General features: G+C 74.4%; 11 protein-coding genes and 1 pseudogene. 3 read left to right on the top strand and 9 right to left on the bottom strand.

Annotated elements, in window-relative coordinates:
• Nucleotides 1–800: DUF2079 domain-containing protein (locus tag ACFWOG_RS18165; protein ID WP_380359596.1), on the bottom strand; the 800-nt coding region annotated here is incomplete at its 3' end.
• Between the two features lie 220 nt (nucleotides 801–1020).
• Here ACFWOG_RS18165 and ACFWOG_RS18170 point away from each other — a divergent pair.
• Nucleotides 1021–1821, top strand: a pseudogene (locus ACFWOG_RS18170) (pentapeptide repeat-containing protein); the annotation flags it as partial.
• A 328-nt stretch (nucleotides 1822–2149) separates the two neighbouring features.
• Here ACFWOG_RS18170 and ACFWOG_RS18175 read toward each other — a convergent pair.
• From ACFWOG_RS18175 to ACFWOG_RS18205, 7 genes are all read right to left on the bottom strand, one after another.
• Entirely contained in the window at nucleotides 2150–2440 is a 291-nt protein-coding gene (locus ACFWOG_RS18175) for a hypothetical protein (protein WP_329948117.1), read from the bottom strand.
• Nucleotides 2441–2506: 66 nt separating this feature from the next.
• Nucleotides 2507–3112, bottom strand: a complete 606-nt coding sequence (locus ACFWOG_RS18180) for a hypothetical protein (protein ID WP_380359598.1) — start codon at nucleotides 3110–3112, stop codon at nucleotides 2507–2509.
• Nucleotides 3109–4428, bottom strand: coding sequence for a hypothetical protein (locus ACFWOG_RS18185; protein WP_380359600.1), 1320 nt, complete (start codon nucleotides 4426–4428; stop codon nucleotides 3109–3111). The genes ACFWOG_RS18180 and ACFWOG_RS18185 overlap by 4 nt, the downstream gene beginning before the upstream one ends.
• 1 nt (nucleotide 4429) lies before the next feature.
• Nucleotides 4430–5290 carry an ATP-binding cassette domain-containing protein gene (locus ACFWOG_RS18190; protein WP_380359601.1) on the bottom strand — a complete coding sequence of 287 codons (861 nt, stop codon included), beginning with the start codon at nucleotides 5288–5290 and terminating at the stop codon, nucleotides 4430–4432.
• A gap of 151 nt (nucleotides 5291–5441) precedes the next feature.
• A complete protein-coding gene (locus ACFWOG_RS18195) occupies nucleotides 5442–5843 on the bottom strand; it encodes a hypothetical protein (RefSeq protein ID WP_329879404.1) in 402 nt (133 codons plus the stop codon).
• 361 nt (nucleotides 5844–6204) lie between these two features.
• On the bottom strand, nucleotides 6205–6936 hold the full coding sequence (locus ACFWOG_RS18200; protein WP_329879403.1) for a tyrosine-protein phosphatase: 732 nt from the start codon (nucleotides 6934–6936) through the stop codon (nucleotides 6205–6207).
• 44 nt (nucleotides 6937–6980) lie between these two features.
• On the bottom strand, nucleotides 6981–7325 hold the full coding sequence (locus ACFWOG_RS18205) for a helix-turn-helix transcriptional regulator (RefSeq protein ID WP_329948112.1): 345 nt from the start codon (nucleotides 7323–7325) through the stop codon (nucleotides 6981–6983).
• 144 nt (nucleotides 7326–7469) lie between these two features.
• Between ACFWOG_RS18205 and ACFWOG_RS18210 the strand changes: the two genes are divergently transcribed.
• Nucleotides 7470–8465 carry a zinc-dependent alcohol dehydrogenase family protein gene (locus ACFWOG_RS18210; protein ID WP_329879401.1) on the top strand — a complete coding sequence of 332 codons (996 nt, stop codon included), beginning with the start codon at nucleotides 7470–7472 and terminating at the stop codon, nucleotides 8463–8465.
• Between the two features lie 287 nt (nucleotides 8466–8752).
• Nucleotides 8753–9901, top strand: coding sequence for an FHA domain-containing protein (locus ACFWOG_RS18215; RefSeq protein WP_380359604.1), 1149 nt, complete (start codon nucleotides 8753–8755; stop codon nucleotides 9899–9901).
• Nucleotides 9902–9995: 94 nt separating this feature from the next.
• On the opposite strand, the gene ACFWOG_RS18220 is transcribed toward ACFWOG_RS18215, so the two are convergent.
• Nucleotides 9996–10907, bottom strand: coding sequence for an aminoglycoside phosphotransferase family protein (locus tag ACFWOG_RS18220; RefSeq protein ID WP_380359606.1), 912 nt, complete (start codon nucleotides 10905–10907; stop codon nucleotides 9996–9998).
• Nucleotides 10908–11104 lie beyond the last annotated feature (197 nt).

Here is an 11104-nt window from a genome sequence, read left to right on the forward strand (position 1 = left end):
CCGCCGAGCAGCAGCCCGGTGCCCCAGCGGACGGCCCGCCTGCGTCGCGCCGGCTCCGTGTCGCGGCGGGCCCGCAGCAGCAGCACCAGCCCGTACGCGCCGACCGCCAGCCCCATGTCCTCCTTGGTGCAGCAGAGCAGCAGTGCGGCGAACGCGGCGGTGCCGTAACGGCGGGCCAGCCCGCGCTCCAGCATCAGCAGCGTGAGCGGCACCGCGAACGCCACCTCGTGGAAGCCGCCGCGCGAGGCCACCAGCAGCGGCCAGCCCAGGCCGTACGCGAGCGCGGCGAGGTCGGCGGCGCGACGGGCGGTGCGCGGGTCGGCGTCGGCGAAGCAGCGGTCGGCGATCCGGCGGATCAGCGGCACTCCGGCCGCGAAGCAGAGCGCCTGGCCGAGGAGGAGGGAGCGCGGGTCGTCCCAGAGCCAGTAGAGCGGCGCCATCAGGGCGATCACCGGGGAGAAGTGATCGCCGAGGAGGGAGAAGCCGGGCGGGAACTCGTGGTGGTAGCTCTTCAGCGTCGAGACCGGCAGGCCGAAGTGCGCGTAGCCGCGTACGCCCTGGTCGAAGATGCCGAGGTCGAAGCCGCCCAGCTGGGCGGTGGTCCACTGCTGGGCGCCGATGGCCAGGCAGACGGCGAAGCAGAGCACGGTGAACGCGATCGTGCGGGCCCGCGGGGAGAAGCGGAGGTCGGCGAACCGGTCGGCGGACGTGCGGCCCCCGGCGTCGGCGGTGTTGCCCGCGTCGGCGGTGTCACCGGGGTCGAGGGCGTCCGGGTACGGCGTCACGTCGTGCCGGGACATGCCTGATTCCTCCAGTGTGCTGTGGTGCGCGGTGCTGCTCGTGCCGTGTGCGGTGCCCCCGGATCCTGAGCGGATCCGGGTCGCTTCCGTCCTGCTTGAGCCCTGACCGCCTCGCCCCGGCCGAACCGACACCGGCCGACCACACTAACCGACCGCGGTTCCGGCGGATCGGTACGCTCTACAGCGCACGACCTCACCCGACCGGAGGAACACCAGCACCGTGACCGTCCCGAGCCTCAACCTCGTCTCCGACTGCGGGAGCTGCTTCGGGCTGTGCTGCGTCGCGCTGCCGTTCGCCGCGGGCAGCGATTTCGCCGTCAACAAGTCCGCCGGAAGCCCGTGCCGCAACCTGCAGACCGACTTCACCTGCGGCATCCACGAGCGGCTGCGCGACACCGGCTTCCCCGGCTGCACGGTGTACGACTGCTTCGGGGCCGGCCAGCACGTGTCGCAAGTCACCTTCGGTGGGCGCAGCTGGCGGGAGGAACCGGAGAGCGGCGCGCGGATGTTCGAGGTGTTCCCGGTGGTGCGGCAGCTGCACGAGCTGCTGCGGTACCTCACCGAGGCGCTCACCTTCGCCCCCGCCCGTCCGGTCCACGCCGAGCTGGGCGAGGCGCTGGAGGAGACCGGCAGGCTCGCCGCCGGCACGCCCGAGGAGATCCTGGCGGTCGACGTGCCCGCGCACCGGCAGCGCGTGGCCGAGCTGCTGCTGAAGGCGAGCGAGCTGGTCCGGGCCGCCGTGCCGCGCCGCCGCGAGCACCGGGGCGCGGACCTGTTCGGCGCCCGCCTGCGCGGCGCGGACCTGCGCGGCGCCAACCTGCGGGGCGCCCTGATGGTCGCCGCCGACCTGTCCGGCGCGGACCTGCGGCTCGCCGACCTGATCGGGGCGGACCTCCGGGACGCCGACCTGTCCGGTGCCGACCTCACCGAGGTGCTCTTCCTCACCCAGATCCAGCTCAACGCGGCGCGGGGTGATGCGACGACCCGCCTGCCGGAGACGTTGGAGCGCCCGGGGCACTGGCCGGAGGCCGCGGGCGCCACCCCGGCCGGGCGGGGCGGCGCCCGCGGGCCGCAGGGCGGTCGGCCACGCGGTGGGGGGCAGCGCGGCGGTGCCCGCAGCGGCCAGGGCGGGGAGGGAGGCCGGAGCGGTCAGGGTGCTCAGGGCCGGGACGGCCGAGGCGGCGGTCAAGGGCGGAGCGGCGGGCAGCAGGGCAGGCCGCGCCCGCGGTGAGGCCGTGCCGGCGTTCCGTCCGACCCGTTCCACCCCGCCCGTCCTGTTCGCCCCGCACACCCGGCCCCACCGCACCCGGCCGCGTCGCACTCGGCCGCGCCGGGTCGGCGCGGCCGGGTCAGTCGATGTACACGCTCCGGCCGGTCGGGTAGGTGCCCTGTCGGCCGGGTAGGACGACGGCGATCTCCGAGCCGCCGCAGCCCGGGGCGTCGAAGACGGAGACGGGCTCGTCGGTCTGGTTGGTGACCGTCAGCGGCGTGCGGATCCCCTCGTAGCAGCCGCTCGGGTGTTTGTAGCGGGCCCCGTTGACGGCGAGCGAGCCCTGGGCGGCGAGGGCCGAGGTGGGCAGGGCGAGGGTGAGGGCACCCGCTGCGGCCAGGGTGCCGCAGACGGTGACGAGACGTCGCACGATCGATACCTCCGGGGGTGGCGAGGGGCTGGGTCGAGCGGGGCCGGGCGGGGTCGGGCGGGTCCTTCAGACGGCCAGTACCCGTTGTTCGGTCACCGGATGCCGGCGGAGCAGCGCGCAGGACGTACCGGCGAGCACGGTGAGCGCGACGCCGGCGAGCGCGTACGCCGAACCGGCCGGGTGGAGGGGCCAGGCCCAGGGTTCGGGGCGGCCGTCGGGGTTCCAGCCGGTCGCCGAGCAGAGCAGCGGGACGACGGCGAGCGCGGCGGCGGCCGGGCGGTGGCCCACCAGGGGGTGGAGCAGCAGCGCGAGACCGAGGTAGCCGGCGGTGTCGCGGGCGATGACGAGGGTGAGGTCGCCCTGTCCGGCCGCGTACGCGAGGGCGCCGACCGCCGTGCCGGTGACGGCGACGCCGAGGGTGAGCGCGACGTCCCACCCGCGCAGGAACCGCCCGGCGACCGTCTCCGTCCGCAGGTCACCCCGGCCCAGCCCGTACAGCAGGAAGACCGCCGGGATCAGGGTGATCACGTGCGCGACCAGGAAGTGTCCGGCCCGGCCGCGCAGCGCGGGCACCGGCAGTTCGCCGTCCCCGAGCAGCAGGCCGAGGGCGAACGTGCCCGCGAGCGCGGCGGTGACGGCCGGCACCGCACGGGCCTTGCACCACCAGATCACGGGGCGCCACCCGCCCCGACGCTCCCCGGTCCGGCCGTCGTGGTCCCCGGTCCGACGGCCGGCGGTGGGGCGCCGCACCGGCCGAGTGCCTCGACGGCCCTTCGGTACCAGTCGAGTTGGGCCTCCCGGGGAAGGCGCAGCAGCTGCGCGGCGCGGGCGGCGTCCGCGTCGTCGAACCGGCCGCCGGAGGACGGCGGCACGGTGCTGCCGTCCGGACCCGCCCGTGCGGCGAGCCAGGCGGCGGCCGTGCCCGCCGCCGCACCCGCCGGGTACGGGCCGCCGTGCAGGGCGCAGTCCGGGACCCGGGGGAGCAGACCGCCGACCACGGCGGGCGCGACGTCTCGCACCCGGGCGTCGGTGGGGACGCCCAGCTTGGCCTCGCCGGGCCCCGGTCGGCCGGCCATGGTGAACGCCTCCGGTACGGGCACACCGTGCCCGGCCAGGGTGCCGGCGAGTCGCCGGGTCTCCGCGCGGACCATGGTCGAGCGGGCGGCGCCCAGTTCGGGCCAGAGGCAGACGCGAGGCCGGTCGTGGTCGCAGACCAGGGCGGCGGCGGACCGCGTCCGGACGGGCTCCGGGCCGAGGTCGCGGGCGAGGTGTGCGGCGAGTCCGATGCCGGCCGCCGTCACCGCCAGCGCGGCTGCCAGGGCGATCGGCGCGCCCCGCTGCCGGATCAGCAGGACGGCGGCCGAGCAGACCGCGGCCGAGAACACCAGTGAACTCGCCACCGCCCGGCCGTCCAGGACCTGGTCCACCGCGCAGCAGTCGGCGAGGCCGCCGCCGACCAGGTGCCGCAGCCAGTAGGTGTCGAACGAGGCCGGGTAGGCGTTCAGGACGAAGCTGCTGACCAGTGCGAGAGGGACGGCGACCACCGGCGCCAGCACCCGCCCGACGACCGACCCGATCAGGGTGTCGGCGAGCAGGAGCCCGGCCCAGACGGCGAGGACACCGGGCTGCGGCACCCCGGTCACCGTGCCGCCGGCCGCCGCGGTGGTGCCGAGCGCGGTCACCATGCCCAGCCCGCCCATCACGGCGACGGGCAGGAGCAGCGGCGCGGTGATGGTCAGCGGGGACCGGACCGGCGAGCGGTCGAAGACCCGGCCGCGGTGCAGTCGCCCGCCCTCCCAGGCCCCGGCGGCCGCGCAGGCGGCGCCGGCGAACGGCAGCGCGAGGCTGGCGTGGCCGGCGGCGGCGAGCCCGTAGGCGGGGGTGATCCAGGCGGTCAGGTCGTCGCCGAGGGCGACCAGGACGAAGCCGAGCAGGAACGGCAGCACACGGGTGCCCGCCGAGACCCGGAGGACGGTGCGCAGCAGCATGTCACGTCTCCCGTTCGATCAGGCGGGCGTACGCGGCCTCGGCGCTCGGGGTGCGGGGGCCGCGTACGCCGGTATCGGGGCCCGCGGCACCGCCACCCGCGGGGCCGCGACCTGTGGGACCGCCGCCCGCGGCGCTCCCGGCACCGGGGCCGGTGGCGTCGGCGGCACCGACGACGGCGCCGTCCGCGAGCGCGTGGAACTCCCCGGTGCCGCCCTGGAACCGGATCCGGCCCCGGTCCAGCACCACCACGTGCCGGTAGGTCTCGGCGAGGTCCTCGGTCTGGTGGGTGGAGACGACGACGCTCACGTCCTCCGTCAACTCCTCGACCAGCGAACGGAACACCGCCCGCTGGGTCGGGTCGAGTCCGGCGGTGGGCTCGTCCATGAGGATCAGCTCGCTGTGGTGGGCCAGGCAGCCGGCGATGCCCAGCCGGCGGAGCTGGCCGCCGGAGAGCTGGTGCCCGGCCCGGTCGGCGAGCCGGTCCAGCCCGACCCGGGCGAGCGCGCCGGCCGAGGCCTGCCAGGCGGCGGTGCGCGACATGCCCTTCAGCCAGCCGCAGTACGCGACCTGCTCGCGCACGCTGAGCCCCGGGACCGGGGTGACCTGTTGGGGTAACCAGGCCACGGCGCGCCGGTAGGCGGCCCGGTCGCCGCCGCCGGTGGCCGGGTTGACGCCGTGCCAGGTGACGGATCCCCGGTGCGGGGACAGGTGGGAGGCGGCGAGGGACATCAGCGTGGACTTCCCGGCGCCGTTGGGGCCGAGCAGGACGGTGGCCCGGTTCTCGATCCTCAGGTCGAGACCGGCGAAGAGGGTGGCCTTTCGGTTGTACTGGAATTCGATGCGGTGGAATTCGAGAGCCATGGCGGGGTCGACGCATTTCGCTCGGGGAAGTGGGCCGTCGTTCCGGGTGGTGTTCCGGGTGTCCCGGGTGTTTCCGGGCGTTCGGGTCGTGCCGACGGAAGGGGCGTCCGTCGGCACGCCTCGGCACGGCGGCGGATCGGGTCCGGGTGTGTCAGTACCGGGTGCTCACGGTGTCCACCCAGAGCTTTCCGCCACCGCGCACGCCCTCCAGTACGAAGTAGTAGTCGCCGGAGCTCTGGTCGCCCCAGGCGGAGCCGTCGCAGTGGTTGAGCCGGTAACCGTAGGACTTGTCCGGGCCGAACACGTCCTTGAAGAGCGCGAGGTCGGCGTCCTTGAAGTCGTTGGTGTCGGTGGTGCAGCCCTGGAAGGTGACCGTGGTGACGGTGTCGTCCCGGTCGGCGTCCGCCCAGCGGCGGGACTCCGAGCCCGGGCCCCACTTGCCGATGTGCGACGTCCAGGAGCCCTCGGCGAGGGCGGGCGTGGCCCCGGCGAACCCGATCAGTGCGGCGGCCACCAGGGCGCCGCGCAGGAGCGTGCGGTTCTCGGCGTGCATGTTCCGTCCGATCTTTTCGGTGACACCGCCGTGCGGGGCGGAGTCATGCAGGCAAAAAGAAACGAGCGGAGGTTCGACCGGAACGGTCTTGGTCACCCGATCGGCCGAGCCGCCGCGGGAATGACATTAGCGTGCACGAACAGGTGGCCAGCACTATTTTTTCCGGCCATTCGGAGGGCCGAGGTCTGGGGGAGGAGGGATGGCAAGGGCGTGATCGATATTCACCGTAAATTCTCTACCACGGCACCGGTCCGGACAATATCGACCGCCGGTGTCCGTTTTTGAACAGAAGGCCGAGCGATTCCTTTTCTATGTGATGGTCGTTCCGGTGATGTACTGGCCAGTTACCGCCCTCGGGCGGCTACACCGTGAGAAGCCGGGCGCGGAGTCCGCCGATCACGGCCCCGTCGATCCCGACCTTGCCGGTGGCGTAGGCGTGCACCGACCCGTGGGCGGCGGTCAGGTCCGCGAGCGTCAGCCGGATCACCTCCTCCGGAGCGCGTCCGAACGCCGGCCAGCGCAGCGCGCGCCCCGGGTTGGAGGCCCGCCAGTCGGCCACCAGCCGGGCGGTGACCAGCTCGGTGAGCGCGAAGTCCGCGGCGACGTCGTCCTCGTCGACTCCGAGCAGGGTGAGCACCAGTGCGCCTATCAGCCCGGTGCGGTCCTTGCCGGAGGCGCAGTGGAACACCACCGGCCGGTCGGCCGCGGCGATCACCTCCAGCACCTCCCGGATCTCCGCCGCCCCGTCCTCCGCCACCTCGGCGAAACGATCCGCCAGGTGCCGCCAGGGATCCACGTCCGGGTCGATCTCGGCCTGGTCGTAGGGCCGGTGCTCGATCGAGAGGTTGTGGTACGCGACCCCGTCCAGCTCCGGGACCCTCCCCTTGCGGGCGATCTCCCACGGGTAGCGCAGGTCGATCACCGTTCCGATGTCCAGTGCCCGGAACCGTTCGAGGTCGGCGGGGGAGGCGAGGGTGCCCAGGGACGCGGAACGGTAGAGCCGGCCCCAGCGGACCGACCGGCCGTCGGCGGTCGGGTAGCCGCCCAGGTCGCGGAAGTTGATCGGGCCTTCGAAGGTGATGTGGCGTGTCATGTTCGCACCCTAAGGGGTGGTGCGTGCGCGCCCCCGGGCGGGACTCACCGCTGCTCCGGCGCCGTGACGACGGCCTGGAGCAGCCCCGGGAAGGCGTCCTCGAACTCCTCCCGGCGCAGTGCGTTGAGGCGGGAGGTCCCCACGTAGTACTGGCGGATGAGGCCGGCCTCGCGCAGGACGTGGAAGTGGTGGGTGGCCGTCGACTTGCCGACCGGCAGTTCGATCACCCCGCAGGCGAGGTCCTCGCCGGCCGCGTGCAGCTCGCGGACGATGTGGCGCCGGACGGGGTCGACGAGCGCCTCCAGCACCTGCTGGAGCGCGACCGTGCGGAGGTCGGGGTGGGGCGGGACGCGGTCCCCGGTGGTGCCGCGCTGCGCTGCTCGTGTCATCGGTGGTGGGCCTCCCGCCGGTCATCGTACGACAGCCGGCGCGGTGCGGCCGGGTCGAAGTACGACAGCTGTCGAAGTTTGACAGCTGCCGTACTTTGAAGTTGTCTGGAGGGGTCGCCACCTAGGGGGAACGGGAGTTGAGCGATGGTCAGGACTGTGCGCTTTCACGAGCTGGGCGGGCCGGAGGTGCTGCGGCTGGAGGACGCGCCGATCGCCGCGCCGGGCGCCGGTGAACTGCTGATCCGCGTCGACGCGATCGGGGTCAACCGGGCCGAGGTGCTGTTCCGCAGCGGCCGGTACATCGAGGACGTCCGGGAGTTCCCCGGTCGGTTGGGCACCGAGGCGGCGGGCGTGGTCGAGGCGGTCGGACCGGGGGTGGCGGGGTTCGCGGCAGGGGACCGGGTGAGCGTGGTGCCCGCGTTCTCGATGAACGACTACAGCGTCTACGCGGAGCGGGCGGTCGTCCCGGCGGACGCCGTCCTGCACCGGCCGGAGGGGCTGGACGCGGTCGGCGGCGCGGCGGTCTGGATGCCGTACGTGACGGCGTACGGGGCGCTGGTGGAGACCGGCGGCATGCGGGCCGGCGACACGGTGGTGATCACGGCCGCGTCCAGCAGCGTCGGCCTGGCCGCCCTGCAGATCGCCGACCGGGTGGGCGCGACGCCCATCGCCACCACCAGGACGGCCGCGAAGCGCGACGCCCTCCTGAAGGCCGGCGCGGCGGACGTGATCGTCACGGACGAGGAGGACGTCGCGGAGCGGGTCCTGGAGCTGACCGGGGGCCGGGGTGCGACGTTCGTCTTCGACGCCGTCGCGGGCCCGGGCGTGGTCGAGCTGGCCGAGGCCCTGGCCCGGGGCGGCACCCTCTTCGTCTACGGCATGCTGAGCGGCCTGGACACGCCGTTCCCGCCGATGGCCCTGATGAGCGGCAGGGCGATGCGCAGCTACATCCTCCACGAGACCACCAGGGACCCGGAGGCCCTGCGTCGTGCCGAGGCCTTCGTCGCCTCCGGTCTGCGCACCGGGGCCTTCCGGCCGGTGGTCGACCGGACCTTCCCGCTGGAGGAGATCGCCGACGCCCACCGCTACATGGAGGCGGGTACGCAGGTCGGCAAGATCGTGGTGACCGTCGACCACTGACGGCGGCTCCGGGACGCCCGGGAAGCCCCGTCGGCCCGGGGCGGCGGCAGGTCGCCGACGGGGAGGGCGGCGGGCGGAGGGCGGAGGGGAGGCCGGGAACGGGCGGCCGGGAACGGGCGTGCGCGGCGGTTCGTGGCCGCCGGCGCGGCCGAAGTGGGCAGCGGCGAAACGGTGGTGAAGACGGGGGCAGGGGGCGATCCTTCCGGCGCGGCCTCCCGCCGGCGGGGGTGGTGCGCCATGATGGGGACGGAAGGACGGTGCCCGGCGACCCGTGCCACGGAGGTCCCTTGGAACGCAACCTCGCGACCGCGGCCGACCGCGCCGACTACCTGGTCGAACTCTCCAACATCGCCTGCCAGGTCAACCTCGGCGGCCCCGCCCCGCGTTCACTGCACCGTCTCCACCTGGTGATCCAGGCGCTGATCAGGCTCACCGGAGACCGGAACGTCTCCGTCTACCTGGTCGCGGACCGCAGCCTGCTGGGCGGCAGGAGGGAGTTCACCCACCCGGCGGACGCCCGCATGCTGCGGCGGTGGGTCACCGCCGGCCTGGTGGAGGAGGTGCCGGACGCCGACGAACGCGTCCTGGAGATCGCCGGCATGACCGGCATCCAGGTCGTCACCGGCGACTACTACGACGACTTCCGCCTCGAACACCCGTGGATCCAGGGCAACACCTGGCAGTTCCTCAAGCCCGAGCCGGCCCGCGGGGGTACGGTGCGGCTGGTGCCGCTCGACATGGGGCACCGGACGGGCGCGGAGATCTCGAAGAAGATGGAGCTGTCCGCGCTCAAGAAGCAGGGACTGCTCACCCCCGCCCGCAAGCCCCTGGTCGAGGTCGTCGGCCGCGCCTGGCGCTGCCCCGAACAGCGCTGCACGCTCTACAGTGTCCACCGCGGGGGCCGGGTGATGCTCCCGCGGATGCGGCAGGGCCTGCCCACCTGCGAACTGCACGGCGCCCCGCTGCTCGACGACGGGACGCGGCCCGGCGCCGCACAGTTGAAGGTGGTCGTCGACGGGCAGTGCGTGGCCCGGTACACGCTCGACGAGGGCTCGCAGACGGCGGTAGGTCGGGCGCCCGGTACGGCGGACGGCATCGCGCTGCTCGCCCTGCTGCCGTCCGCGCTCGCCGCCCGGGTGAGCCGCCGGCACCTGGTGGTGTCGGTGCGCGGCGGCTCGGTGGTGGTGCGGGACACCAGCACGTACGGCAGCCGGATGCGCGCGGCCGGCCGGCACGGACAGTGCGGCCCCTGGGAGCAGTTGCCGCCCGGGGCGAACCGCCCGTTCCGGCCGGGCGACGAGGTCGAACTCGCGCCGGGGCTGGTGCTGACCCGCAGCGGTCGCCGCTTCCCCGCCGAACTGGCCGGCTCCTGGCAGTCCGAGGTCGCGCGCCGGCCGCTCCCGCCGGGAGCGGCGGAGGCCACCCGGACCATGTAGGCGTGAGCGGTGGCCGGTTCGCGCGGACGCCACGGCGGAGCGCCCGCGACGGAGCGCGGGCGACGGGGCGGCCGGGACGGGGCGCGGGCGGGGCTCACACGCTGCGGTCCGTCAGCACCTCCCGGAGCACGTGGCGGGCGTTGGCCGCCAGGGGCGGATTGGTCGTGCGGTAGTACGGCAGCTGGATCAGCGCGATCGAGAGGGCCCAGGCGCGGCCGCGCTCCCAGGTGGCGTCGTCGACGGCGAGGGCGGTGCGGAAGGCGGGGCGGGCGCTGCCGGGGAGGAGGTTCCAGGCGGCGATCAGGTCGACGGTCGGATCGCCGACCCCGGTCTGGCCGAAGTCGAGGACGCCGCCCAGGTGCTGGCCGGTGAGCAGGAGGTTGCCGGGGGACAGGTCGCCATGGATCCAGGTGGGCGGTCCGGCCCGCTCCGGAAGGCGGAGGGCCTTGTCCCACAGGGCGGTTGCGGTGTCCGTGTCGATCATTCCGCGCAGCCGGCCGATGGCCGCGCGGGTCGCGGCGTCGCGGGCGGCGAGCGGTGCGCCGCGCGAGGCCGCCGGGGCGTCCGGAGTCGGCTCGACCTTGCGCAGCGAGGTGATGAAACCGGCGATCGAGTGGGCGAGCCGAACCGGTTCGGCGAGCGATCCGACGACCGGGTTGACGCCGTCCAGCCAGCGCACCACCGACCAGTTCCACTGGTATCCCGAGGACGGGCGGCCGTGGCCGAGCGGCTCGGGAACCGGGACCGGGAGCCGGGAGGCGAGGCGGGGGAGCCAGTGCTGCTCGCGCGTGACGCCGTCGGCGGCCCAACCGGCCCGCGGGAGACGGACGGCGAGCTCCGGACCGAGGCGGAACATCGCGTTGTCCGTCCCGGTGGAGGCGACCCGTTGCAGCGGAAGCCCCTTCCACTGCGGGAACTGAGCGGAGATCAACCGTCGGACCAGGCCGGTGTCGATGTCGGGTTCGTCGTCGTGCATGCGGTCGGGCGGTCGGGCGGCTGCGCACATGCCCGGCACTGTACGCCTGGACCGGCGGGTGATCGCCTCCTTTTCGAACACCAGGGTGGGATCGTGAGGACTTCACGGGGGTGTTGGGTTTCCAGGGGGGCGCTCGGGGGCGCGGCCGTGCTGGTCGGAGCCGCTTCCGCCGGAGGAGGGGCACGCGATGACCGACCCGCTCCGGTAGGTCTCGGTCGGCCGGGGAC

This window comes from Kitasatospora sp. NPDC058406 (assembly GCF_042722765.1).
GTDB lineage: Bacteria > Actinomycetota > Actinomycetes > Streptomycetales > Streptomycetaceae > Kitasatospora.